Origin of the sequence: Polaribacter uvawellassae (genome assembly GCF_039748955.1) — a bacterium.
In the GTDB taxonomy this organism is placed as follows: Bacteria; Bacteroidota; Bacteroidia; order Flavobacteriales; family Flavobacteriaceae; genus Polaribacter; species Polaribacter uvawellassae.
Window position 1 is genome coordinate 215811 of record NZ_JBDIZN010000001.1, and the last position, 26421, is coordinate 242231.

At 31.3% G+C, this 26421-nt stretch carries 27 protein-coding genes; 18 read left to right on the forward strand and 9 right to left on the reverse strand.

The window, feature by feature from the left end; translation table 11 throughout:
• Positions 1-97: 97 nt before the first annotated feature.
• Both ABDX67_RS01020 and ABDX67_RS01025 read right to left on the reverse strand, forming a co-directional pair.
• Positions 98-1996, reverse strand: a complete 1899-nt coding sequence (locus ABDX67_RS01020; protein ID WP_347172859.1) for an amidophosphoribosyltransferase — start codon at positions 1994-1996, stop codon at positions 98-100.
• Positions 1997-2065: 69 nt separating this feature from the next.
• A complete protein-coding gene (locus ABDX67_RS01025; RefSeq protein ID WP_347172860.1) occupies positions 2066-2992 on the reverse strand; it encodes a PfkB family carbohydrate kinase in 927 nt (308 codons plus the stop codon).
• A 134-nt stretch (positions 2993-3126) separates the two neighbouring features.
• On the opposite strand from ABDX67_RS01025, the gene ABDX67_RS01030 reads away from it, so the two are divergent.
• From ABDX67_RS01030 to ABDX67_RS01055, 6 genes are all read left to right on the forward strand, one after another.
• On the forward strand, positions 3127-3543 hold the full coding sequence (locus ABDX67_RS01030) for a SufE family protein (protein ID WP_347172861.1): 417 nt from the start codon (positions 3127-3129) through the stop codon (positions 3541-3543).
• A 31-nt stretch (positions 3544-3574) separates the two neighbouring features.
• Positions 3575-3895: a DUF59 domain-containing protein gene (locus ABDX67_RS01035; protein ID WP_347172862.1), complete on the forward strand. Its 321-nt coding sequence runs from the start codon at positions 3575-3577 to the stop codon at positions 3893-3895.
• Between the two features lie 103 nt (positions 3896-3998).
• Positions 3999-4508: a DUF2480 family protein gene (locus ABDX67_RS01040; protein WP_347172864.1), complete on the forward strand. Its 510-nt coding sequence runs from the start codon at positions 3999-4001 to the stop codon at positions 4506-4508.
• Positions 4509-4564: 56 nt separating this feature from the next.
• Positions 4565-5422: a DUF3078 domain-containing protein gene (locus tag ABDX67_RS01045; RefSeq protein ID WP_347172866.1), complete on the forward strand. Its 858-nt coding sequence runs from the start codon at positions 4565-4567 to the stop codon at positions 5420-5422.
• 60 nt (positions 5423-5482) lie between these two features.
• The gene (locus tag ABDX67_RS01050) at positions 5483-6322 is read left to right on the forward strand and encodes a DUF3078 domain-containing protein (protein ID WP_430438064.1); all 840 of its coding nucleotides are present in this window, start codon (positions 5483-5485) and stop codon (positions 6320-6322) included.
• A 109-nt stretch (positions 6323-6431) separates the two neighbouring features.
• Positions 6432-7526 (forward strand): CNNM domain-containing protein, encoded by a 1095-nt coding sequence (locus ABDX67_RS01055; protein ID WP_347172869.1) that lies wholly within the window; start codon positions 6432-6434, stop codon positions 7524-7526.
• Between the two features lie 3 nt (positions 7527-7529).
• On the opposite strand, the gene hflX is transcribed toward ABDX67_RS01055, so the two are convergent.
• The 4 genes from hflX to aspS all read right to left on the reverse strand — a co-directional run bounded on the left by hflX (position 7530) and on the right by aspS (position 12719).
• Positions 7530-8738 carry a GTPase HflX gene (hflX, locus tag ABDX67_RS01060; RefSeq protein ID WP_347172871.1) on the reverse strand — a complete coding sequence of 403 codons (1209 nt, stop codon included), beginning with the start codon at positions 8736-8738 and terminating at the stop codon, positions 7530-7532.
• 35 nt (positions 8739-8773) lie between these two features.
• Positions 8774-9010, reverse strand: coding sequence for a hypothetical protein (locus ABDX67_RS01065; RefSeq protein WP_347172873.1), 237 nt, complete (start codon positions 9008-9010; stop codon positions 8774-8776).
• A 43-nt stretch (positions 9011-9053) separates the two neighbouring features.
• A complete protein-coding gene (locus ABDX67_RS01070) occupies positions 9054-10829 on the reverse strand; it encodes a chloride channel protein (protein ID WP_347172875.1) in 1776 nt (591 codons plus the stop codon).
• 135 nt (positions 10830-10964) lie between these two features.
• The gene (gene aspS / locus ABDX67_RS01075; RefSeq protein WP_347172877.1) at positions 10965-12719 is read right to left on the reverse strand and encodes an aspartate--tRNA ligase; all 1755 of its coding nucleotides are present in this window, start codon (positions 12717-12719) and stop codon (positions 10965-10967) included.
• Between the two features lie 159 nt (positions 12720-12878).
• Between aspS and ABDX67_RS01080 the strand changes: the two genes are divergently transcribed.
• The 6 genes from ABDX67_RS01080 to ABDX67_RS01105 all read left to right on the forward strand — a co-directional run bounded on the left by ABDX67_RS01080 (position 12879) and on the right by ABDX67_RS01105 (position 15954).
• Complete coding sequence (locus ABDX67_RS01080) at positions 12879-13112, forward strand: thioredoxin family protein (RefSeq protein ID WP_347172879.1); 234 nt, start codon at positions 12879-12881, stop codon at positions 13110-13112.
• A 15-nt stretch (positions 13113-13127) separates the two neighbouring features.
• Positions 13128-13391, forward strand: a complete 264-nt coding sequence (locus ABDX67_RS01085; RefSeq protein ID WP_347172881.1) for a DUF2024 family protein — start codon at positions 13128-13130, stop codon at positions 13389-13391.
• 56 nt (positions 13392-13447) lie between these two features.
• The gene (locus ABDX67_RS01090) at positions 13448-14056 is read left to right on the forward strand and encodes a MarR family winged helix-turn-helix transcriptional regulator (RefSeq protein WP_347172882.1); all 609 of its coding nucleotides are present in this window, start codon (positions 13448-13450) and stop codon (positions 14054-14056) included.
• Between the two features lie 24 nt (positions 14057-14080).
• Positions 14081-14440, forward strand: coding sequence for a cupin domain-containing protein (locus tag ABDX67_RS01095; protein ID WP_347172884.1), 360 nt, complete (start codon positions 14081-14083; stop codon positions 14438-14440).
• A 105-nt stretch (positions 14441-14545) separates the two neighbouring features.
• Complete coding sequence (rsmI, locus tag ABDX67_RS01100; protein ID WP_347172886.1) at positions 14546-15217, forward strand: 16S rRNA (cytidine(1402)-2'-O)-methyltransferase; 672 nt, start codon at positions 14546-14548, stop codon at positions 15215-15217.
• A gap of 164 nt (positions 15218-15381) precedes the next feature.
• Positions 15382-15954: a uracil-DNA glycosylase family protein gene (locus ABDX67_RS01105; RefSeq protein WP_347172888.1), complete on the forward strand. Its 573-nt coding sequence runs from the start codon at positions 15382-15384 to the stop codon at positions 15952-15954.
• On the opposite strand, the gene ABDX67_RS01110 is transcribed toward ABDX67_RS01105, so the two are convergent.
• Positions 15947-16936 (reverse strand): helix-turn-helix domain-containing protein, encoded by a 990-nt coding sequence (locus ABDX67_RS01110; protein WP_347172889.1) that lies wholly within the window; start codon positions 16934-16936, stop codon positions 15947-15949. The two genes, ABDX67_RS01105 and ABDX67_RS01110, sit on opposite strands and share 8 nt — an antisense overlap.
• Before the next feature lie 348 nt (positions 16937-17284).
• Here ABDX67_RS01110 and ABDX67_RS01115 point away from each other — a divergent pair, with 348 nt between their 5' ends.
• Positions 17285-19000: a M28 family peptidase gene (locus tag ABDX67_RS01115; RefSeq protein ID WP_347172891.1), complete on the forward strand. Its 1716-nt coding sequence runs from the start codon at positions 17285-17287 to the stop codon at positions 18998-19000.
• Between the two features lie 11 nt (positions 19001-19011).
• Complete coding sequence (locus ABDX67_RS01120; RefSeq protein ID WP_347172893.1) at positions 19012-19377, forward strand: DUF2200 domain-containing protein; 366 nt, start codon at positions 19012-19014, stop codon at positions 19375-19377.
• An 81-nt stretch (positions 19378-19458) separates the two neighbouring features.
• On the opposite strand, the gene ABDX67_RS01125 is transcribed toward ABDX67_RS01120, so the two are convergent.
• Both ABDX67_RS01125 and ABDX67_RS01130 read right to left on the reverse strand, forming a co-directional pair.
• The gene (locus ABDX67_RS01125) at positions 19459-21009 is read right to left on the reverse strand and encodes a M20/M25/M40 family metallo-hydrolase (RefSeq protein ID WP_347172895.1); all 1551 of its coding nucleotides are present in this window, start codon (positions 21007-21009) and stop codon (positions 19459-19461) included.
• 195 nt (positions 21010-21204) lie between these two features.
• Complete coding sequence (locus ABDX67_RS01130) at positions 21205-21795, reverse strand: carboxymuconolactone decarboxylase family protein (RefSeq protein ID WP_347172897.1); 591 nt, start codon at positions 21793-21795, stop codon at positions 21205-21207.
• Positions 21796-21868: 73 nt separating this feature from the next.
• On the opposite strand from ABDX67_RS01130, the gene ABDX67_RS01135 reads away from it, so the two are divergent.
• Genes ABDX67_RS01135 through recJ form a run of 4 tightly spaced genes read left to right on the forward strand, consistent with a single transcriptional unit; the run spans position 21869 to position 26072 of the window.
• On the forward strand, positions 21869-22879 hold the full coding sequence (locus tag ABDX67_RS01135; protein WP_347172899.1) for a dipeptide epimerase: 1011 nt from the start codon (positions 21869-21871) through the stop codon (positions 22877-22879).
• A 2-nt stretch (positions 22880-22881) separates the two neighbouring features.
• Complete coding sequence (locus ABDX67_RS01140; RefSeq protein ID WP_347172901.1) at positions 22882-23913, forward strand: aminotransferase class I/II-fold pyridoxal phosphate-dependent enzyme; 1032 nt, start codon at positions 22882-22884, stop codon at positions 23911-23913.
• Between the two features lie 25 nt (positions 23914-23938).
• Positions 23939-24367: an OsmC family protein gene (locus ABDX67_RS01145; RefSeq protein ID WP_347172903.1), complete on the forward strand. Its 429-nt coding sequence runs from the start codon at positions 23939-23941 to the stop codon at positions 24365-24367.
• A gap of 19 nt (positions 24368-24386) precedes the next feature.
• Positions 24387-26072 carry a single-stranded-DNA-specific exonuclease RecJ gene (gene recJ / locus ABDX67_RS01150; RefSeq protein ID WP_347172905.1) on the forward strand — a complete coding sequence of 562 codons (1686 nt, stop codon included), beginning with the start codon at positions 24387-24389 and terminating at the stop codon, positions 26070-26072.
• Positions 26073-26421 lie beyond the last annotated feature (349 nt).

A 26421-nucleotide genomic window follows, 5' to 3' on the forward strand; every position in this document is an offset into this window, starting at 1 on the left:
ATTCAACGCTATTATAAATACGTCATTTGCCGTATTTCTAAAAAACAAAAAAGCATCCATTTTGGATGCTTTTTTTATGTTTTTATATCAAACTTTATTAATACGCTCTTTTATCGTTTCCTTCGTAAAAGTTAATAAAAGCCTCGTTTACAACTCGATGTCCGCCAGGCGTTGGATAATCTCCGGTAAAATACCAATCTCCTAAATGATCTGGACAGGCCTTATGTAAACCTTCTACAGATTGAAATATAACTTCTACTTCTGCCTTAATTTCAAACGTTTTTAACATTTGTGCAACTTTATCAGAAACTTGCTCTGTAGTAAAAGGTGCATAAATTTCTTTTACAAAATTGATAATTTCTGTGTCTTCTTTTGCTCTTTGTGCAATTGCTTTTTTGTACACTTCATCAACAATATAATATTGATTTGTGTCTTTTAACAATTCTAAAGCTGCTCTAAAAGCAATAAAATTTTCAATTTTTGCCATGTCAATTCCATAACAATCTGGATATCGAATTTGCGGTGCAGAAGAAACAACTACAATTTTTTTAGGATTTAATCTATCTAAAATCTTGATAATACTTTTCTTTAAAGTTGTTCCTCTAACAATACTATCATCAATAATTACCAAATTATCTGTAGGTTTTACAACGCCATAAGTTACATCATAAACGTGTGCAACTAAATCGTCTCTACTATTATCATCTGCAATAAAGGTTCTTAATTTTGCATCTTTTATAGCAATTTTCTCAAAACGTGGTCTTTCTGATAATATTTCTGTAACTTTTTCTGCGGATAACTTTGTGCCTCCGGCTAAAATTTTTGTTGTTTTTTGTTTATTTAAAATATCTTCCGCAGCTTCTATCATTCCGTAAAAAGAAGTTTCTGCTGTATTTGGAATATAAGAAAAAACGGAGTTTGTAATATCGTTATCAATCGATTTTAATATTTGAGGAAATACTAATTTTCCTAAATTTTTACGCTCTTCATAAATAGACGCATCACTTCCTCTAGAGAAATAAATACGCTCAAAAGAACACGATTTTTTTGGTTTTTGTTCTAAGATTGATTTTATACCAATATTTCCATCTTTCTTAATAATTAATGCATGTCCTCTTTCTAATTCTTGAACTTTATCAATATCAACATTAAAAACAGTTTGTATTACTGGTCTTTCTGATGCAACAACTACAACTTCATCGTCTTGGTAAAAATAAGTTGGTCTAATTCCTGATGGATCCCTTAAAACAAATGCATCTCCATGGCCTAATAAACCTGCCATTGCGTAACCGCCATCCCAATTCTTAGAGGAACGTTGTAATACGTTTTGCAAATCTAAATGTTCTTCTATAAAAGGAGAGGCATCTTTCTTAGTATATCCTTTTTCTTTTGCTTTTAAATACAAACTAGCAACTTCTTGCTCTAAAAAGTGACCAATTTTTTCCATTACAGTTACTGTATCTGTAAATTCTTTTGGATGCTGTCCTAATTCTATTAATTCTTCTAATAATTGATTGGAATTCGTCATGTTAAAATTCCCTGCAACTATTAAATTTTGATGTTTCCAGTTACTTTGACGCAAAAACGGATGTACACTTTCGATACTATTTTTACCAAAAGTTCCGTAACGCACATGTCCTAAAAACAAGTTACCAACATACGGCATGTTTTCTTCTTGCCAAGCAACATCATTTTTTTTATCAGGATTTTCTTCTAAAACAGTATTTAAACGATTGTTAATTTGTGCAAAAATATCTTGAATTGGTTGCGATTGATTTGAACGAACTCTACTGATATATCTTGTTCCTGGATTAACATTAAATTTTACACTTGCAAAACCAGCTCCGTCTTGACCGCGATTGTGCTGCTTTTCCATTAACAAATACATTTTATTAATTCCGTAAAAAGCCGTTCCGTATTTATCTTTATAATATTGTAATGGTTTTAGTAATCTAACCATTGCAATTCCACATTCGTGTTTTAACGCGTCACTCATTTGTTTTTTAGTTGTTTAGTGTGTGTTTTGTTATAAAAAAATCCGCAGCAAAAAGCGCGGATTTAATATTTATGATATTTCAATATCAAATTGTGTTAATTGCTTAAACGCTTCTAAGCGTTCTGTTACTTCCTCTTTTGTAAGCTCTTCCATTCGTTGTGTGCCAAATTTTTCTACACAGAACGAAGCCAAATTAGAGCCGTAAATAATAGCATTTTTCATGTTTTCAAAAGAAATGTCTTCTGTTTTTGCTAAGAATCCACAAAAACCTCCAGCAAATGTATCTCCAGCTCCTGTTGGATCAAAAACTTCTGCCAATGGCAAAGCTGGTGCAAAGAACATATTGCCTTCATTAAATAATAATGCGCCGTGTTCTCCTTTTTTAATCACAACATATTTTGGTCCCATTTCATGGATTTTCTTTGCTGCATTTACCAAAGAATATTCTCCACTTAACTGACGTGCTTCTTCATCATTAATTGTAATTACATCAATTCTTTTAATTACTTCGTGTAAATCATTTAAAGCAATATCCATCCAAAAATTCATTGTATCTAACACAACTAATTTTGGTTTTACTATCATTTGATCTAAAACTGATGCTTGTGTTAAAGGATGTAAATTTCCTAACATTACAATTTCTGCATCTTTAAAATTTTCTGGTACAACAGGAGAAAAATGTTCTAAAACATTTAACTCTGTAATTAACGTATCGCGAGAATTCATATCGTTGTGATATTTTCCGCTCCAAAAAAATGTCTTTCCTTCTTTTATAATCTCAACTCCATCGGTATTTATTCCTTTAGAATTCATCATATCTAAATACGATTGTGGAAAATCTCCTCCAACTACAGAAACAACGCCTGTTTCTACTCCAAATTGACTTGCAGCCAATCCAACAAAAGTACCTGAACCACCTAAAATTTTATCTGTTTTTCCGAATGGTGTTTCAATAGCATCAAATGCAACTGTACCAACTGCTAATAATTTACTCATCTCTAAATTCTATATTTAACTTTAATATTTATCCTTATTTATATTTAAACTAAATAGGAATAAATGTCATTTTTATCGTAATTTTGTCCAATTACATAATCAGTTATTAGACTGTGCAAAAATAAGTTTAAAAAATGACTATCAAAGAAATACAAGAAGAAATTATTGACGAGTTTTCGATGTTTGATGATTGGATGGAACGTTATGAATATATTATTGATTTAGGAAAGTCGTTACCATTAATAGATGCAGCTTACAAACTTGACGAAAATTTAATAAAAGGTTGTCAATCTAAAGTTTGGTTACATTCTGAAATACAAAACGAAAAACTAGTTTTTACTGCAGATAGTGACGCCATTCTTACCAAAGGGATTGTAGCTTTGTTATTGCGTGTTTTTTCTAATCAAAAATCTGAAGATATCTTAGCCGCTGACACTAAATTTATTGATGAAATTGGGTTAAAAGAACATTTGAGTCCAACCAGAGCAAACGGTTTGGTTTCTATGATAAAACAAATAAAAATGTACGCAATTGCGTTACAAGGAAAATAAAGAAAACTACTATTTTATAAATTAAAAAAACATGAACGACGTAGAATTAGAAGAAATTGGAGATAAAATTGTACGAGTTATAAAAACTATTTACGATCCAGAAATTCCTGTTGATATTTACGAATTAGGATTGATTTATGATGTTTTTGTTAACGAAGACAATGATGCTAAAATATTAATGACATTAACATCTCCAAATTGTCCGGTTGCAGAATCTTTACCAAAAGAAGTAGAAGATAAAGTAGCTTCTTTAAAAGAGATTAACAACGCAGAAGTAGAAATTACTTTTGATCCAACATGGACACAAGAAATGATGAGCGAAGAAGCAAAATTAGAGTTAGGAATGCTTTAATTTAGTTTTCAGTGAACAGTTATAGGTTATCAGTTTAGAGTTGACAATAAGCAAGTAAACCTTTAACACTTTGCCTCTAAACCCTTTATACATAAAATAAAAAATGGCAGAAGAAATAATCAATAGAGTTGCAAATAGCAAATTAGTTACATTAGATCTTGAGGATTTTTATCCTTCAGGAAATCGAGTGGTTTTTGACATTAAAGATTGGCTCTTTGAAGAAATTATTTTGAAAGAGAAAGACTTTAGAGCTTTTGTAAAAGAGCATCATTGGCATCAATACAAAGATAATTATGTTGCATTAACTTGTTCTACTGATGCCATTATTCCTTCTTGGGCGTATTTATTAATTGCAACCAAATTATCGCCATTTGCAAAAAAAGTAGTAGTTGGTACTTTAGAAATTGTAGAAACAGTACTATTTGAAGAAATAATTAATCTAATAAATACAGAACCTTTTAAAGACAAATCTATAATTATTAAAGGTTGCTCAAATAAACCAATACCAGCTTCTGCATATACACTATTAATACAAAAGCTTCAACCAATTGCAAAAACAATTATGTTTGGCGAAGCCTGTTCAACTGTTCCGCTATACAAAGCCTCAAAATAATTTTTTTTGTTATTTAATTCGTGTTACTTTTGCAGATTCAAATTAATTAAGAACTGATGAAAAAGTATCTTTTCGGTTGTCTTTTATTAATCTCTACGCTTAGTTTTTCGCAAGAAAATAAAGATAGTATTGCTCCTGCGCCTCCAAAATGGAAAGTAACAGGATTGTTTACGTTTTTGTTTAATCAATCTACTTTTACCAACTGGAAAGCTGGTGGTGATAACACCATCGCAGCAAACATTGGTATTAATTATGATTTTAATTATAAAAACAAAAAATGGAACTGGGATAATAGAATTATTACCGTTTATGGGCTTAGTAATATTCAAGATGCTGGTGTTCGTAAAACTAGTGACCGTTTTGAATACAACTCTTTATTAGGTTTAAAATCTAATAAATATTGGTTTTTTTCATTTTTCTTAAATTTTAAAACTCAGTATACTAGAGGTTTTGATTATAAAAAAACGCCAAGAGCACCGATTTCGGATTTCTTTTCGCCTGCATATTTATCTTTTGGGCCAGGAATGTTATGGAAAAGAACTGATGATATTACTATAAATATTGCCCCCGCAACTTCTAGGTTTACTTTTGTAAACGATGAATTTTCTGGGAAATATGGAGTTGAAGCTGGTGAAAATGTAAAATTTGCTTTGGGTTTTAGTTTAACAGCTTACTTAAAGTTTGAAGTAATGGAGAACATTACCATGCAAAACATTATTGCTATGTATTCTAATTATTTACAAAGAGCTCAAAATGTTGATTTAGATTATCAAGCAAAATTTTCTATAGATGTAAACAAATATATGACTGTTGATGTGCTTTTTCATACCTTAATTGATGACAACGCTTCAAGTAAAATTCAACTAAAAGAAATATTTGGTTTAGGTTTAAAATATGTTTTCCATAAAAAATAAATTTCTTGTGACTTTACCCTAAAGTTGCTGTATTATACATAAAACAAATTCAAAAAAATGATTAAAAAAATTACCATTGCGTTATTATTAGTTGCTATAGTTCAAATTCAAGCTCAAGAAAAAACTGATTTACCAACTTCTAACTGGAAAAAAACAGGAAATATTTCTTTTTTAGTAAATCAATCTTCTTTTTCGAATTGGATTTCTGGTGGAGACAATACTATTTCTGGAAACTTAGGAATAAATTATGACTTTAATTACTCGAAAGAAAATACTACTTGGGATAACAAAATAATATTAGCTTATGGATTAAATAACGTTAAAGGAAACGGAACAAGAAAAACAGATGACCGTTTCGAGTTTAACTCTTTATACGGTAAAAAAGCGAAAGGAAACTGGTCGTATTCTTTCTTTTTAAATTTTAAAACACAATTTACTAACGGATATGATTACAAAATAACTCCAAAAGTAAAAACCTCAGCTTTTTTAGCGCCAGGTTATTTAAGTTTTGGTCCTGGTATGTTATGGAAAAAATCAGATAAATTTAAAATAAATCTAGCTCCATTAACGTCTAAAATCACCATGGTTTCTGATGAGTTTTCTGGTCAATACGGAACAGATTTAGGGAAAAATGCTCATTACGAATTTGGTTTTAATGGTTCAATAAACCATAAAACAACTATAATGGAAAATATTTCAATGGAAAATATCTTAAATGTGTATTCTAATTATTTAGAGAAGCCACAAAATATTGATTTAGATTATCAATTAAACTTTGTAATGCAAATTAATAAATACTTATCTACAAACTTAAATTTTCATACAATTGTTGACGACAACGCAACAAGTAAAGTTCAGTTTAAAGAAGTATTTGGTTTAGGCGTAAATTATATTTTCTAAAAAACAATACATCTACTTTAAGAGCTAGCTTTTTGCTAGCTCTTTGTATTTATCAATTTATATCATTTAGCGATACATTTTTTGTATATTTAACCAATCAAATAATAGTATGACTCTTTTAATTGTATTTGCTACACTTTCTATTTTCTTTTCTTTTTTCTGCTCTATTTTAGAAGCTGTTTTACTAAGTGTTACACCAACATTTATTAAAATTAAAAAAAAAGAAAAAAAATCTTTTGCTACTCAACTAGAGCATTTAAAAAATGATGTTGATAAACCACTAATTGCTATTTTAACGTTAAACACAGTTGCACATACAGTAGGTGCAATTTTAGTTGGAGTAGAAGCAGAAAAGCTACCTTATAAAATAGAGCTTCTAGGATTTAATATTGTGGGTATTGTTTCTGCAATTATGACAGTTTTAATTTTAATTCTTTCTGAAATAATTCCAAAAACAATTGGTGCAACTCATTGGAGAAAATTAGCAAAGTTTAGCACAACAACATTAACCATTTTGCTTTTTATTTTTAAATGGACAGGTGTTTTATGGTTTTTGCAATTATTTACCAAACTTTTTGGCAAGCCTGCACACGCTTCTGTTTTAAGTAGAGAAGTATTTTCTGCAATGACAGATATTGCTGAGCAAGAAGGAGTTTTTGTTGAGTCTGAAAGTAAAATAATTAAAAACTTATTAAACTTTAAAGAAGTTTTGGTAAAAGATATTATGACCCCAAGAACTGTTTTAAAATCTTCTGACGAAACACAAACCATACAAGATTTTTTTGATGAAAATCCGAACTTGCGCTTTTCTAGGGTTCCTTTATACGAAGGAAATTCTGATCAGATAACCGGTTATTTTTTAAAAGATCAATTGTTAGAAGCAATTATAAAAGGAAACGGAAATCTACAATTAAAAGAAATTAAAAGAAATATTTTAGTAACGCAAAGAGGTTTACCAATTCCTGATTTATTTGCTCAACTTATAGAACAAAAAGAACATATTGCTTTGGTTGTAGATGAATACGGCTCTGTAAGCGGTTTAGTTACTCAAGAAGACATGATTGAAACCTTGCTTGGTTTAGAAATTATGGATGAAATGGATAATATTGAAGACCTACAAGTTTTAGCCAGAAAAAGCTGGGAACGAAGAGCAAAACGTTTAGGAATTATTGATGATTTTGATTTTACAGATGATAAAGAGTAGTAATTATTCTACTGTATATTCATCATATAAAAAGTTGTTATATGGAAAGCGCGCAACATGAATTTTCTTTACTTCATCATACACCTTTTTCTTAAACTCTTCAATGTTTTCTTTGTTTATTGCCGACATAAAAACTGATGTTATTTCAATGTCTTTCATCCATGTTTTTTGCCAATCTTCTAAGGTATAATGTGCTTTGGTTTTTTCTGTAACCAAATCATCTTCGTCTATTGTTTCGTGAGCATATGCATCAATTTTATTAAAAACCATAATTGTTGGTTTGTCGGCACTTTTTATTTCGTCTAAAATAGTATTTACCGATGCAATATGATCTTCAAAATTGGGATGAGAAATGTCTACAACGTGCAATAATAAATCAGCTTCGCGAACTTCGTCTAAAGTTGATTTAAAAGATTCTACCAATTGTGTTGGTAATTTTCTAATAAACCCAACCGTATCTGTCATTAAAAACGGAATGTTTTTTACAACCACTTTTCTAACCGTTGTATCTAAGGTTGCAAATAATTTATTTTCTGCAAAGACATCACTTTTACTAATCACATTCATTAATGTTGATTTACCAACATTGGTATAACCAACCAACGCAACACGAACCATTTTTCCACGGTTTTTTCGTTGTACAGCCATTTGTTTATCAATGGTTGCTAATTTCTTTTTTAGAATGGTAATTTTATCACGAATGATACGTCTGTCTGTTTCGATTTCTGTTTCTCCTGGACCACGCATTCCAATTCCACCTTTTTGTTTGTCAAGGTGTGTCCAAAGTCTTGTTAACCTTGGTAATAAATATTCGCATTGTGCTAATTCAACTTGAGTTTTTGCTGAACTTGTTTGTGCTCTTTGTGCAAAAATGTCTAAGATTAAATTGGTTCTATCTAAGATTTTACAATCTAAAACTTTTTCAATATTTCTTATTTGAGCTGGCGATAATTCGTCATCAAAAATAGCGGTACCAATATTGTGTGACTCTATATATGTAGCAACTTCTTCTAATTTACCTGCTCCAATAAAGGTTTTTGGATGTGGTTTTTCTAATTTTTGTGTAAATCTTTTTACAGCAATTCCACCAGCAGTTAATGTTAAAAACTCTAATTCATCTAAATATTCTTCAGACTGCGTTTCGTCTTGAAATTGTGTAATAACACCAATTAAAACCGCTTTTTCTGAAGTTACTTCTCTTTCGTCTATCATAAGTAGCAAAGATATAAAGAAATCATTTTTTTAAACTAAGAATCTTTGTTTTTCATCCAACCTTTAATCTTTTCATCATTTAATTGATATTTTTTGTATTTACCGCCTTTATATCTATGAAAAATAAAAATTGGCATCAACAAAAAAGATAGATAAAAAACACCTAAACCCATTACAATTTCTGCTTTTGGATGTTGAGTTTTTAGTAAATAAATTCCAACACTCATCCAAAGGATAAAGATGATGAATAGTATTTTAAGAAGTGTTTTCATTTGGTGAAAATATAGTTTATGCAAAGCTACAAAAAGCAGAAAATTAACTTGTTACTTCTATCAACTTATTTCTGTAAGCTGTTAATAATTTTGATTTTGATATAAAACCAACATATTTTCCGTTGTTTACAACAGGTAAATTCCACGCGCTACTTTCTTTAAATTTTTGCATTACTTTTTCTACTGAATCATTTTGAAAAATAATTTCTGGCGCAGATTTCATAAAATCAGAAACGTGTGTATTATCGTATTGAGATTGATCAAACATCATTGGTCTAATATCATCTAATAAAACAATTCCTAAAAAAAGTTTGTCTTCATCTAAAACAGGAAAAATGTTCCTTTTCGATTTTGCGACTGAACTTTTAAGCATTTCTCCTAATGTCATTTCTGAATTTATCGGAATAAAATTCTTTTCAATAAGCTTATCAATACGCATCATCATCAACACATTTTTATCTTTATTGTGTGTAATTAGTTCTCCTCTTTTTGCTAATTCTACTGTATAAATTGAATTTGAAACAAAATATTTTGTAAATGCATAACTTATTGCTGCAACCAACATTAATGGCACAAAAAGTTCGTATCCGCCAGTAATTTCGGCAATTAAGAAAATGGCAGTTAATGGCGCATGTAATACTCCAGCCATTAAACCTGTCATTCCGATTAATGTAAAATTAGATTCTGAAACTGAAAACCCTAATTGATTGATAATTTTTGCAATGGCATTTCCTAATGCAGAACCCATAAATAATGTCGGAATAAAAATACCTCCAACTCCACCAGCAGCAAAAGTTGTTGTCATCGCAATTGCTTTAAAAACCCCAATTAATAACAACATAGAAACAACCATATACACATTGTTTAAATCGATGTTATACGGAATGTCTTTTAAAGCAACTGCTGTATTTCCGTTTAATAAATTGTTGATTAATCCATAGCCTTCACCATATAAAGGCGGAATTAAATACAACATGATTCCGATGGCAATTCCACCAATTAGTAGTTTTTTAAATGGACTTTTAAAACGATCGAAAAAGTTTGCAATAGCAAAGTACATTTTAGAAAAATAGACAGATGCAATTCCGGTTAAAAATGCCAATGCTATATAAAACGGAATGTCTTCTACTTGAAAAATATCGACTAATTTAAATCCGAATAAAACATCGGTTCCAACAAAAAAATACGAAGTAATTACAGCAGAAACAGAAGCCAACAGTAACGGAACTAAAGATGCAAAAGCCAAATCTAAACTGAATATTTCAACCGCAAAAATAATGGCAGCAATTGGTGCTTGAAACATGGATGACATTGCACCAGCTGTTGCACAACCAACCAATAACATTCTGGTTTTTGTATTCATATGAAACAATTGCGCAATATTAGAACCCAAAGCGGCTCCAGTACTTACTGCTGGACCTTGTAATCCGGCAGAACCTCCAAAACCTACTGTCAATGGAGCTGTTATTAAAGAAGCAAACATTTTATAGCGTTCTATTATTCCGTTTCTTTTAGAAATAGAATGCAATGTTGTAGATATTCCGTGACCAATTTCTTTTTTAATGATAAATTTTTTGATAGAATACACCAAAAACAAACCAATAATTGGGAATATAAAATACAATGTATAATGGTAATCTTTAATAAGATTTCCTTGTAACAACTCTTCAATAAGAAAGGTTAAATCTTTTAAAATAAAGGTTCCTAAACCAGCTAAAAACCCAACTAAAACACTTAAAACATACACAAATTGTCTTTCAGAAATATATTTATATCTCCAAATATGAATTTTAGTAAATATGTTTTTAAAGTTGAGCATATAATCAAAAGTAACAAAAAAATCCTGTTCTAAATTTAGAACAGGATTTATAAATTTTTGTCATTACAAATGTAATGAAGCAATCTCATGATTCATAAAAAAAGTTACTTCGTCATTCTTCTTAGTAATGGTATTTTATGCTTTCATATCTAACTTTAAACTCAATTCTTTTAATTGTGCATCATCTATAAATGCTGGTGCGTCAATCATGACATCCCTTCCTGAATTATTTTTTGGAAACGCAATAAAATCTCTAATAGTTTCTTGTCCGCCTAAAATAGCAACCAATCTATCCAAACCAAAAGCCAAACCTCCGTGTGGTGGCGCACCATATTCAAAAGCATCCATTAAAAATCCAAATTGTGCTTTGGCTTCTTCTTCAGAAAAACCAAGATGTTTTAACATGGTTGCTTGCATTTTTTTATCGTGAATTCTGATAGAACCTCCACCGATTTCATTTCCATTCAATACCAAATCGTAAGCATTTGCTTTTACTGCTCCTGGATCTGAATCTAACAATTCTAGTTGTCCAGGTTTTGGTGATGTAAACGGATGATGCATTGCATGATAATGACCTGTTTCTTCATCTAATTCTAATAACGGAAAATCGATTACCCAAAGCGGAGCAAATACTTTTGGATCTCTCAATCCTAAACGTTCTGCTAATTCCATTCGTAAAGCAGATAATTGTGCTCTTACTTTATTGGTTTCTCCAGATAAAATACATATTAAATCTCCAGCTTTCGCTCCTGTTGTTGAAGCCCATTTTGCCAAGTCTTCTTGGTCGTAAAATTTATCTACAGATGATTTGAATGTTCCGTCTTCGTTTACACGACAATAGATCATTCCCAGCGCACCAACTTGTGGTCTACGAACCCAATCAATTAGTTTATCAATTTCTTTTCTTGTGTAAGAATTCCCTCCAGGAACTGCAATTCCAACAACCAATTCTGCCTCGTTAAAAACTTTGAATTCTTTGTGTTGTGTAACGTCATTCAGTTCGCCAAACTCCATTCCAAAACGGATGTCTGGTTTATCATTTCCGTACAAACGCATCGCATCATCGTACAACATTCTTGGAAATTTCTCTACTTCAACTCCGTTGATTTCTTTTAATAAATGACGTGTTAATCCTTCAAAAATAGTTAAAATATCTTCTTGCTCAACAAATGCCATTTCACAGTCAATTTGTGTAAATTCTGGTTGTCTGTCTGCTCGTAAATCTTCGTCTCTAAAACATTTTACTATCTGAAAATATTTGTCCATTCCGCCAACCATTAATAGTTGTTTAAAGGTTTGTGGCGATTGTGGTAATGCGTAAAACTGACCTTCGTTCATTCTACTTGGAACCACAAAATCTCTTGCGCCTTCTGGTGTAGATTTGATTAAATACGGAGTTTCAACTTCTATAAATTCTTGATCAGATAAATATTTACGAACTTCCATCGAAACTTTATGACGGAAAATTAAACTGTCTTTAACCGGATTTCTACGAATATCTAGATACCTGTATTTCATTCTAATATCTTCTCCACCATCGGTTTCATCTTCAATTGTAAAAGGCGGAAGTTTCGATTCGTTCAAGATTTCTAACTTAGAAACCAACACTTCAATAGCACCAGTTTTCATTTTAGGGTTCTTAGAACTTCTCTCAATAACAGTTCCTGTAACCTGAATTACAAATTCTCTTCCAAGCGTTTTTGCTTGATCGATAATGGCTTTTGGCGTACGATCTTCATCAAAAATTAATTGCGTAATTCCGTAACGATCACGTAAATCTACCCAAATCATAAACCCTTTATCACGCGATTTTTGTACCCAACCCGCCAAGGTTACTTCTGTATTGATGTGCGATGCTCTTAATTCGCCGCAAGAATGACTTCTATACATGTTGTTTCTTTATATAAGCTGCAAATTTAATCAAATACTAAGAATATCAGCTATTGAGAATCTTCATTTCTACTTTATATCAAAAAAAACATCAAAATATTTTTTTAGTTAGGATTCCTTACTATATTTGCATCATTATTAACTTTAAATTTAAAACACATGAAAAAATCAATTTTTTATCACGCAGGATGTCCAGTTTGTATCAGTGCAGAACACGATATCGTAAATCTTATTGGTGCATCTAATGTAGAAATTGTACATTTAGGAGAAGACAGAAGTCAATTAGACAAAGCAGATAATGCAGGCGTAAAATCTGTACCAGCATTGGTAACTCCAACAGGAAATGTATTACATCTTAATTTTGGAGCTTCTATGGCAGACGTTCGTGGATAATTTAAAAAGAAAATAATGAAAGTTTCAGTTTGGGATACCTATGTAAAAAGAGCGGATGACAAGATCATGCATTTTGATATTCTAGTACAAAATACCGTTACCGATGAACAGTTAATTTTTGGTTATGGTAAGAAATACTTAGAAACAAAACCTTTTAAAACCGGTGAGTTAAGTGCAAATGAATGTCAATTTTGTCATATGGAAGAAGCGCCAGAAATGGTTGCTAAAAAAATAGCTAAAGACGGATTTTACATTATTGAAATGGAAAATTGCAACTAATTTAATTAGGATTGCTAACTTTGCCTGTCAGACTAAAATTTTGACAGGCTTTTTTTATGATGAATACCAGTATTTTTAATCCAAAAAATCAAGATGAAAATGTTGCCAACAAAGTTCTTGTTGGATTGCAACGAATTTCTGAAAGTTTTAAAGTATTGCTTTGGGAAAAAGCCAAAGAGTTAAATTTGAGTCCAATTCAGATTCAGATACTCATTTTTATTGAAAATCATAAAGCAGCATATTGCAACGTAAGTTATTTGTCAAAAGAGTTTAATGTAACCAAACCAACCATTAGCGATGCTGTAAAAACACTCGACAAAAAAGGGCTGATTGTCAAAGATTTTTCTTCAAAAGACACTAGAAGTTACACCATTCAATTATCAAATACTGGAAAAGCTGCTGTAAAGAAAACCGAAGATTTTTTAAATCCGCTTAAAGAGAAGTTGGTTGATATTGAGACAAATCATCTTGAAAATTTATTTACAACTTTAAGCGAATTAATTTATCAACTCAATCAAAAAAACATTTTAACGGTTCAAAGAACTTGCTACGCTTGTAAATTTTACTCAAAAAACAACGACAAACATCATTGTGGTTTGTTAAAAAAAGAAATCTTAAATTCTGAAATCAGATTGGATTGTAATGAATTTGAATCCGTTTTGTAACACTTTCTTTTGTAAATTTGCCGTATGAGCGTAATAAATATTCAAGAGAAATTCAACTTATTTTCTGATCATTGGTCGCCAAAAAAAATTGGCGAATTAAACAATCAACAAATCTTATTAGCAAAATTAAAAGGCGAATTTGTGTTTCATAAACACGATGATGGAGATGAATTATTTATGGTGATTAAAGGTACTTTAGATATTGAATTACGAGATAAAACAGTAACACTAAACGAAGGTGAATTTTATATTGTTCCGAAAGGCGTAGCACACAAACCAATTGCAAAAGAAGAAGTTCATATTTTATTATTTGAACCGTTAAGCATTAAACATACAGGCGATGTAATTGCAGATATTACTGTAGAAACATATGAATCTATTTAAACAATGAGCAATAAACAAAGAACAATTATCAATAGTAGTACACAGACAATTAATAACTGATAACTGACAACTAATAATTGTTTATTGATAACTGACAACTGAACAATGAGTAAACTATATTTAGTTCCGACACCAATTGGCAATTTAGAAGACATGACTTTTAGAGCTGTAAGAGTTTTAAAAGAAGTGGATTTTATTTTGGCAGAAGACACGCGAACAAGCGGAAAATTATTAAAACATTTTGAGATTAGCACACAAATGCACAGTCATCATATGCACAACGAGCACAAATCTATTGAAGGTGTGTTGAACAGAATTAGAAACGGAGAAACCTGTGCATTAATTTCTGATGCCGGAACTCCAGCAATTTCTGATCCTGGTTTTTTGTTGACAAGAGCTTGTGTAGAACATAATATTGAAGTGGATTGTTTGCCTGGCGCAACGGCTTTTGTTCCTGCGTTGGTAAATTCTGGTTTGCCAAATGATAAATTTGTTTTTGAAGGATTTTTACCTGTTAAAAAAGGACGACAAACACGTTTGTTATTGTTAGCCGAAGAAACCAGAACGATGATTTTTTATGAATCTCCACATAAATTAGTAAAAACTTTAGGGCATTTTGTGGAGTATTTTGGAGCAGACAGACAGGTTTCTGTTTCTAGAGAACTCACTAAACTATTTGAAGAAACCATCAGAGGAACTGCAACTGAAGTGTTAGCACATTACACCAACAAACCACCAAAAGGAGAAATTGTGGTTGTTGTTGAAGGAAAGAAATGATTAATGTAACAATTTGCTAATTTTAAAATGTAATAATGTCTGTTCGAGCGAAACAAAGTGAAGTCGAGAAATCTGTAAACTAATTAATTGAGATCTCTCCACCACGGTTGAGATGACAGAACATTGTTGTTTTAAAATTATCGAGAAATTTGTATTTTTATAAGATGCAAAACCTCCTCACAGAAATAAAAAAATGCACACTTTGCGAACCTCATTTAGAGTTGGGCGCAAATCCTGTAGTTTCTACGCATCAAAATTCTAAAATTGTAATTATTGGGCAAGCACCCGGAATTAAAGTCCACAAATCTGGCATTCCGTGGCACGATGCAAGCGGAAAACAATTGCGAAAATGGCTCAATGTTTCTGATAAAGATTTTTACGATGTAGAAAAGTTTGCGATTATCCCAATGGGATTTTGTTATCCTGGAAAAGGGAAAAGTGGAGATAAACCACCACGAAAAGAATGCGCTCCGTTGTGGCACAAACAATTATTTGACAACATGCCAAATATAGAATTGATAATTCTTATCGGAATGTACGCGCAAAATTATTACTTAAAAGAAAAAGCAAAAAGAACATTGACAGAAACAGTAAATAATTACCCTGAATATTTACCTAGCTATTTTGTATTGCCACATCCATCACCTAGAAATCGGTTTTGGTTGGCAAAAAATCCGTGGTTTGAAAAAGAAGTACTCCCAATTTTAAAACAAAAAGTTTCAGAAATTTTTACATAAAAGTAATAAGACTTTTTACTTCTATTTGCCTTTGTAATTGCACAACTTTTTCAGTCATTGACGAGAAAAATAGTTGTCGCTCTACATTGGTGTCGTTCGATATTTTTTTCGAATATTGCAACTGCTTATATAAATACGCCTCAACTTCTTTACAGGTTACTTCATCATCAACCCTAAAATAAGACAAGCGTGTATACGGAATAATTAACGAGCTTGTTTTCTCTGTTTTTAAATACACCGTATTGTTCAAGTTGATAAGTTTGTTGTAATATAAATTGTATTTGGATTTGTTTGTTGAAGATTTAATAACCTCATTTTCCACATCCTTTAGTACATTAATAATGTCGTTACACAACTCTAAAGCTTCCTCTTTATCAATAAAATTCAGTTCAAAAAAATAATAAATTTGATAAAGTGTCGCGTTCATGGTTGTATCATTCCATATTTCTGTAAGTTTTACCTTTCTAAAAGTGTTCGAAAATTCATTAGCTGCGGCGATTAAATATTCTGGAACAACAAAATCTTTAAAATTAATTGTTGATTTTAAAGGCTCATCAAAATGAACATTTGAAAAAACAAACAAACGAAATTTAGTAAATAAAGTTCCTGGTGGTAGGTAATACAAAGGTAAATCTTTGGCAGCATAAAAAATCTCTAACGATTTAAATTTTGCATGTTCTTTGGCTGATTTCGTAACAATATTAAAATAAGTAGCTAAGCCTTCTAAAGAATTTGTATTTCCTCTTTTTAAAACATGAAAAATTTCTTTGTCTTCAATATCGTATAAACAATTTAAAGATATTTTAAAATGCTTTGCAAGCTTTAAAGCTTCAGAGAAAGAAAGCATTGTTTTGCCATTTATCCTCCGATACATGGCGTCATAACTAATGTTTAATACATCTGCAATTTCATCAATAAATGAAATAGTATCTGGTAATTTTTGCTTTATAAGGCAAAATAGCTTATCAACTTCTAAATTCATATCCTTTTTTTAGCCTATATTTTATATGAGAATTAAAAAGCACAAAACATAAAAAACTGTTTTGCAATTTTCACAACCGCTCTTCCAAAAAATATATTTTAATTTGCAACCGAATATTTAAAATTTAATGATTAGGGGCATTAAAATTTCAATACTAATTCAAAAGTCTTTTCTTGAAAAAGAAAAGGCTTTTTTTTTGCACTAAAATAGCATTTTTTACTTTAAAAAAAAGAAAATACTTAGTTTTCATATTTTTTTAATCAATTGGTTTCTAACAATTAGAATTGCTTTTTATAATCTATTTTAAATCTTTATCTTTCGGTCTTATTATTATAAACCTTTATGGCCATGTTTAAAAAATATGTTTTTACCATTGCAGTACTTGCATTCGGATTTATTGCGTGTAACACCAATGAAGAATTAAAACCATCAGAATATGCTGATGTTATCAACCAAGAAATGACTGGAGAATTGGCTTTTGAAACTGTTTCATTCGTAGAAAAATTTTGGAGAGTTGTCGGCAACACAGGTTTTAATAAAAGTGTGTACAGAATTGCAGCGCAATTAGAAAAAGATGGTTATGTTTTAGAAGAAAATGCCACAGATAAAGATGTGCTGACATACAGAATTGAAACCAGGCCGCTAAAAAGACCAACATGGGAGTCTGTTGATGCTAACATAATTATTAATGGAGAAGCTAATCCATTATTAGCACATACAACTAATAGAAATATGATTGCTTTAAATTCTTACAGTACTCCAAAAGAAGGTGTTACTGCAGAAGTAATTTATATTAAAGATTTAAAGAAATTAAAAACTACCAATGTTAAAGGCAAAATTGTTTTTGCAGAAACAAGTCCAGGTAGAATTTTTAAAACTGTTCTTGATGGCGGTGCTGTTGGCGTAATGACTTATAGTAATCCTAAATATTTGCAGCCAGAAAAAAACACAACATCTATTCAGTTTCGTTCAGTTCCTTTAGATTCAGTTCATAAATCTTGGGGAATTGCCATGTCTTATGCTGCAAAAGAACGTTTAAAAACGGCTTTATCTAAAGGGAAAGTCACTTTAAATGTTAAGATTGAAACAAAGATTTACAAATCAGAAGAATTAACAATTGTTGCTGATATTAAAGGAAGTGAGCAACCAAAAAAACGGTTGGTTTTTAGCGCACATATTCAAGAACCTGGAGCAAATGATAATGCTTCTGGAGTTGGTGCTGCATTAGAAATGGCTTCTTTAACAGCAAAATTGGTAAAAGCAGGAAAAATAAATCCGAAGAGAACATTAACCTTTTTATGGGGAGATGAAATTGTTTCTACAGGAAGATATGTAAAAGAAGATAGCATCAGAGCAAAAGATATTGTTTGGGGAATTTCTTTAGATATGGTTGGTGAAGACACTGAAAAAACTGGAGGAACTTTCTTAATCGAAAAAATGCCAGATCCAAGTGCAATTTGGACACGTGGAAATGACAAGCATACAGAATGGGGAGGAAGAAAAATGAAGTTAGATCAAATGAAACCTCATTATTTAAATGATTTTGTGATTGAAAAATTTAAAGCGCAGGGAAAACGTGCAAACTGGGTTGTAAATACAAATCCATATGAAGGAGGAAGTGATCACGTTCCGTTTTTAAGAGGAAATATTCCAAGTGTGTTGTTTTGGCATTTTACTGATCAATTTTATCATACAGACAATGACAGAATTGATAAAGTTTCTAAAACTACCTTGAAAAATGTTGGAACTGCTGCCTTAGTTTCTGCTTTTGAATTATTAAACTCTGATGCAAACACTGCAAAAAAAGTGTTGAAAAATATTGAAAACGCTGCAATTTCTCGTTTAAATGAAGAGTTAAAACAAGGCAAATTAGCAATTGAAAAAGGAGATGAGGTGAAGACCCAATTAGAAATAATTGCCGCTTGGGAAGATTGGTATGTAAAAGCTGCAGCAACAACTTCTGATATGGTTTCTGATGTTTCATTGATACAATCAGAAATAGAAAAAGTGCAAACTGTTATAAAAGAAAAAGCTGCAAGTATCACTCAAGAATTGAGTAAATAAAGTAACGCAAAATGAACGACACAAGTCACCACGATGAACGAATTGCAAAAATGACTTTTGCTTCTGTTTATCCACATTATTTAGCTAGAATTGAGAAAAATGGAAGAACTAAAGAAGAATTGCATCAAGTAATTGAGTGGTTAACTGGTTTTGATGAAAAAAAACTTACAGAGCTCATCAAAAATAAAGTAACATTTAAATCCTTTTTTAAAGAAGCTACATTACACAAAAATGCGCAGCTTATTAAAGGTGTAATTTGTGGTTATCGAATTGAAGAAATCGAAAACACATTAACAAAACAAACAAGGTATTTAGATAAATTGGTAGATGAATTAGCAAAAGGTCGTAAAATGGAGAAAATATTGAGAGCTACTTAAATAAATAAGCTTAAAAATCCTAAATAAAAAAAACCTCATCAATTTGATGAGGTTTTTTTATAAACTATGTTTAAATACAAATTAATCTAATCCACCTTTTCTTTGAGGAGAGCGAGGAGTTGGCCAAGCTCTTGGTTTTCCTGTTCTTGGATTGATTGGCATTACAATTTTCTCTCTAGAAGTTCTGTTTGGATCTTCACTTGCCATATAAGTTAAAATTGCTGTTAAGATTGCATTATTTCTAACATCGTCAAAAACAACTTTATCATAAGTATCTCTATTTGTGTGCCAAGTATAATTCCAATAAGACCAGTTTAAAGCACTTAAATTAAATCCTGGCGCTCCTGCTGCTAAGAAAGATGCATGATCTGTTCCTCCGCTACTTGGTGTTCCTGGGAAATTAGTTTCAATATGCTTTGTAATATCTCTTGGTACTGCAGCTAACCATCTTCCAACATAATCGTAAGCGTGTACAAATCCAGAACCAGAAATGTTTACAACACGTCCTGTTCCATTATCTTGGTTAAATAAAGCTTGAATATTTTTAACAATTTCAGGATGATCTTCTACAAAAGCTCTAGAACCGTTTAAACCTTGCTCTTCACTTCCCCAATGACCAACTAAAATTGTTCTCTTTGGATTTGGATACATTTTCTTTAAAATACGCATTGCTTCCATCATTACTAGAGTTCCTGTACCGTTGTCAGTTGCTCCAGTTCCACCATCCCAAGAATCGAAATGTGCTGAAAGAATAACATATTCATTTGGGAATTCAGATCCTTTAATCTCTGCAATTGTGTTAAAGTTATCTACTTTACCTAATTCTTTAGATTTTGCAACGATATCTATTCTTGGTTTGCTACCATATTCTGCTAATCTGTATAACATTCCGTAATCTTCTAACTCCATATCAATTGTTGGAATTTTTATAGTTCTAGCACTAAAAATTTTGTTTACACCAAATCCTCTAGACCAGTTAGAAGCAACTAAACCAGCTGCACCAGCTTTTTCTAATTCTGCAATTATTGTTCTAGAATTAAATCCTGTATTTCTAATATTTTGAGCCCAAGCACTAGCAGCATCATTACGGTCTTTTTTCATTTTTTCAAATGATTCTTTCGTTGCAAACTCTTCCCAGTTATAATCTGGTCTTCCTGTTGGTTGCTTCATAGAAATCAACACAATTTTTCCTTTAATTGTTTTTAACCAACGTTGAAACGCTGCTTTGTCAGAAATTGTAGGAATAATTACCACTTCTCCAGAAACTCCTTTATTAGAAGTACTTGGATTCCATGCTAATTGTGTTGCTTTTAAACTTTGAACTCTTGGATACGTCATATCTACATGCGTAATTCCGCGTTCCCATCCGCGCCATTCTCCCCACTTTTCATTTCTTGCAGAAATTCCCCAAGATTTGTATTTGGCAACAGCCCAATCATTGGCTTGTTTCATTTGTGGCGTACCAACTAATCTTGGTCCGATAACGTCTAATAATTCGTGTCCTAACCTTTCTAATTGTGAGTTGTCATTCGCTTCTTTAATAATGTTTTGAACAACTGGGTCTTTACTTTGTGCAGTTACAGCTGTTGAAGCCATAATAAACAACACAAAAATTTGTAGGATTTTTTTCATTGTGTAAAATTTAAATTAAGTTGATTACAAATTTGTTAACTGTAAATATAGCAAAAGAGAGTCTATCTAATTGTTAAAATTTATGTTAAATATCTAAGAACATCCTAAAGAAAATAAGGGTTTTAAGTAAAAAACGCATCAAAATACTGAAATAAATTCAGCATAAATGATGCGTTACATATATTTTAAAAATATTTATACGTGTTTTCCTTTTTCCCAGCCTGTTTTTCCTAAATATTTTTCGCCACTTTCTACCGCTCCGTCTTCAATTGATGTTCCCATAGAATCATTCCATCTATTTAAATATCCGAAGAGAGAAATAACGCCTAACATTTCTACAATTTCGCCTTCGTTCCAATATTTATATAACTCGGTTTTAATAGTTTCATCAACAGCATTTGGCACCATAGAAGCCGCCAACGAAAAATCTAAAGCTGCGCGTTCTGCATCAGAAAAAGCAGCATGTGTTTTATATTCCCAAATATTATCTAATTGTTCTTGTTCTGCTCCGTAACGTTCTGCTGCTCTAATGGCATGCGCTTGACAATATCTGCAACCTGTTGCGTTGCTAGAAACCCAAGCAATCATTCTTTTTAATGCTGATGTTACGCGTCCTTCATTTGCCATTACAGCTTTATTTAAATTGATAAATGCTTTAGAAATTGCTGGTCTTCGTTGCATTGTTAAAACCGAGTTTGGGCAAAACCCTAAGGTTTCATTAAAGAATTCTGCTAATTCTTGTGTTTCTAAATCGTGGTTTGCGGATAATGGTGTTACTAATGGCATATCTTTTCTGTTTTTATAACCTCAAATATATCTATTTTTATAACTTTAACTTTTAATTCATCAAACTTTCTATATGAAACTCAAATTACACACTTACGACTTAGTCTTAAAACATACATTTACAATTTCTAGAGAATCTAGAAACACACAACCTACTTTAATTGTTGAGTTAATAGATGATGGTTTTCAAGGTTTTGGAGAAACTTCTTCAAATAATTATTATAAAATTACCATGGAAAATTTGAATGATCAAATTACCGAAAATAAAGCTTTTATTGAATCATTGTCTGATGCAACTCCAGATGAATTTTGGACAAAACTACAGCCACTTTTTAAAAATAATATGTTTGCGTTATGTGCTTTAGACATGGCTTTTAATGATTTATACGCACGTAAACAAGGTAAAAAATTATACGAAGTTTGGGGTTTACAAGCTGATAATAATCCGATGACAGATTATACCATTGGAATTGATACTATTGAAACCATGGTTGCTAAAATGACAGCATTGCCTTGGCCGATTTATAAAATAAAATTGGGAACAAAGAACGATATTGAAATTGTAACTGAGCTTAGAAAACACACAGATGCAGTTTTTAGAATTGATGCCAATTGTGGTTGGACGGCTGATGAAGCCATCGAAAACTCCTTCAAATTAAAAGAGTTAGGTGTTGAGTTTTTAGAACAACCTTTAAGAGCTGATGATATTGAAGGTCATAAAAAATTATATGAAAATTCTGCGTTGCCAATTATTGCTGACGAAAGTTGTATTGTAGAAAGCGATGTTGAAAAATGTGCAGGTTTATTTCATGGCGTAAATGTAAAACTAACAAAATGTGGAGGTTTAACTCCGGGAAAAAGAATGTTAGAAAAAGCAAAAGGTTTAGGGTTAAAAACCATGGTTGGTTGTATGACAGAATCGAGCATCGGAATTTCTGCAATTGCACATTTATTGCCTTTGTTAGATTATGTAGATATGGACGGAACCTTACTTTTAAAAGAAGACATTGCAACCGGAATTACTATTAAAGATGGTGTAATTTTGTATGCTAATGAAAACGGAATTGGCGGAAGCTTACTGTAAATATGCAATTACAAAAAGCACCAAATACCACAGCAATAATCAACAATAAAGAGTTTTTGTTTTTTAGCGGAACATCTTATTTAGGAATTCCGTTATTGCCTAATTTTCAGGAATTGGTTACGCAAAGTATTTTAAAATGGGGAACATCTTATGGAAGTTCTAGAAGTGCCAATTTAAAACTTGCTGTATATCAAAAGAGTGAACAGTATATAAGTGCTTTTTTAAATACAGAAGACACGGTTACTGTTTCTTCTGGAACATTAGCCGGACAATTTGCTTTGCGAAGTTTACGAAAAAAAGTAGATGCTTTTTTTTATATGCCAAAAACGCATCCAGCGATTTTAACGGAAGATGCAAAACCTGTTTTTGAAAATTCTGAGGTAAATTCTGAATTAAAAAACATACAAAATAAATCGATTTGTATTATTGTTGATGCAATTGCCGCATTAGAAACAACGCCTTTTTCATTTGAATTTTTAAACACAATTTCCAATACAAATACTGTGTTTATTTTGTTAGATGAATCGCATAGTTTGGGTGTTTTAGGAAAAACCGGAAATGGAATTTCATCTCAAATTAAGAAAGCAAAAAACAGAGAACTTATTGTAGTTGCTTCTTTAGGAAAAGCATTTGGTGTAAATGGTGGAATAATTTCTGGAAGTAGAGAATTTATCAATTTGATAAAAACAGATTCGTTATTTATTGGTTGCGCAGGTATGAGTCCATCTTTTTTAGAAACATTTGTAAACGCAAAAGAAATCTATCAAAATCAGCAAAAAAAACTACAAGAAAATTGTAGTTATGTGTATCATAAATTAAAACATTTAACAGCAGTTAAGATTTCAGAAAAGTATCCTGTTTTCTTTTTTGAAAATGGAGAAATAGCTGATTATTTATACAAAAATAAGATTTTAATTACTAGTTTCTATTATCCATCATCAACCAAAAAAATCAATAGAATTGTATTGAATGCAAATCACACAAAAAAACAATTAGATTCTTTAATTGATTGCATCATCCAATTCAAAATATAGTAAATTTGTAAAAACATATATAAAAATGGCAACAAATACAGTAACAACATCTTGGAAAAAAAACGGAATTTTAGAATCGGATAATCCGAGTGGAAACTCACTAATTATGTACGATGCAAGTGAAGATCAAGGCGATTTAGTAGGTTTTGGACCAAAAGCTTTAATGCTTGCTTCTTTAGCTGGTTGCTCTGGTTTAGATGTAGATTCGCTTTTGAAAAAAATGCGTGCAGAACCTGAAGATTTTAAAATAGTTGTTGAAGCAGAATTAACAGAAGAGCATCCAAAATTTTATCATAAAGTACATGTTGCTTATCATTTTTACGGAACTGATTTAAAAGAAGATAAAATTAAAAAAGCTGTAAATTTATCTGTTGATACCTATTGTGGTGTGATGGAAATGTTTAGACAATTTGCTAAAATAACAACAGAAATACATTTGCATGAAAATGAATAAGTAAAACAAAAATATTGCTATGCGTTGGACTTTAAAAACAAAACCCGAAAAAGAAAAAATTAAACAACTTGTTAGCGAATTATCCATAGAAAAACCTCTTGCAGAAATCTTATTGCAACGTGGAATTTCTACGTTTGATGAAGCTAAAAAATACTTTCGACCATCGTTAGAAGATTTGCACGATCCTTTTTTGATGAAAGATATGGATGTTGCTGTAAATCGCATTGAAACCGCCATTGCCAACAACGAAAATATTTTAATTTATGGCGATTACGATGTTGACGGAACTACTGCGGTTTCGTTGGTTTCATCCTATTTAAAAACTTTTTATCCAACTGTTTCAACTTACATTCCAGATAGATACGGCGAAGGTTACGGCGTTTCTTTCAAAGGAATTGACTTTGCCGAAGACAACGGTTTTTCGTTAATTATTGCATTAGATTGTGGCATCAAAGCAATCGATAAGGTTGCATACGCATCAGAAAAAAACATTGATTTTATTATTTGTGATCATCACAAACCTGGCGCAGAAATTCCGAAAGCTGTTGCAATTTTAAATCCGAAAAGAACAGATTGTAATTATCCGTACGATGAATTGTGTGGTTGTGGAGTTGGTTTTAAATTGATTCAAGCGTTGGCATCCAAAAGAAATCAAACCATTGATAATTTAACGCCATATTTAGATTTGGTTGCTACGGCAATTGGCGCAGATATTGTTCCGATGACTGGCGAAAATAGAACTTTGGCGTATTTTGGTTTGCAGGTAATCAATACAAATCCTAGAAACGGATTTAAAGCAATTATTCATCAATTAAAAAAGAAAGAATTAACCATTACAGATGTGGTTTTTATCATCGCTCCGCGGATAAATGCTGCCGGACGCATGAAACACGGAAATTATGCGGTAGAATTATTAACAGAAATGGATTTTGAAACTGCGGTTGAATTTGCATCAGCCATCGAAAAAAATAATTCTGACAGAAAAGAACTCGATAAAAAAATTACGCAAGAAGGATTGCTACAAATTGCAGAAAACAAGGAAGAAAAAAACGTTACAACAGTTGTTTATCGTGAAGATTGGCACAAAGGTGTTATTGGAATTGTGGCTTCTAGATTGATAGAAACGCATTACAGACCAACGCTAGTTTTTACAAAAAGTGGCGATAGATTAGCCGCTTCTGCACGTTCTGTAAAAGGATTTGATGTGTATAATGCACTTGAACAATGTTCTGAATTTATTGAACAATTTGGCGGACATAAATATGCAGCAGGATTAACATTATTGCCAGAGAATTACGAAAACTTTAAACAGAAATTTGAAGAAGTTGTGCAACAAACCATTTTACCAGAACAATTAATTCCAGAAATTACCATTGATGCAGAAATTGAACTTTCTGATATTACTCCGAAATTTTTTAGAATTATACAACAAATGGCGCCTTTTGGTCCGCAAAACATGAAACCAACTTTTAAAACTGCTGCGGTTAGAGATAACGGATTTGGAAAACAAGTTGGCGAAGACAAAAGTCATTTACGCCTCAATTTAATTTACGGTTCTGATAACAAAACCTACACCGCAATTGGTTTTGGTTTGGGAGATAAATTACCTTTAATTAAAAATGATTTTGATATTGTATATAACATCGATGAAAATACGTGGAATGGCTTTACGAGTATTCAGTTGTTGTTAAAGGATATTAAGTAAATTTTCTTATTCAGAGAATTAAAATCAATATATTTGGTTGATGTAATTAGCTGTATGTAATTATGAAAAAACTTCTAAATTCAATATTTTTTCTACTTTTAAGCTTTTCTTCTTTTAGTCAAAATAGCGGAAATGAAAATTTGAATTTAGTCTTTTATAGTGAGTGTTCTACTAAAAATATAAAAGCTGAATTTGAAATTGATTCTATTCCTGGATCAAAAAACCTAAAAATATAACCTATTATGTCATGCGCGGAGAATGGTTTTCTTCTAACAGAATCACAATTAATTTAAAAACAAAAGATATAATTAGAATTCCTAGAATATTATTGAGTTTTGGAAATGAATTA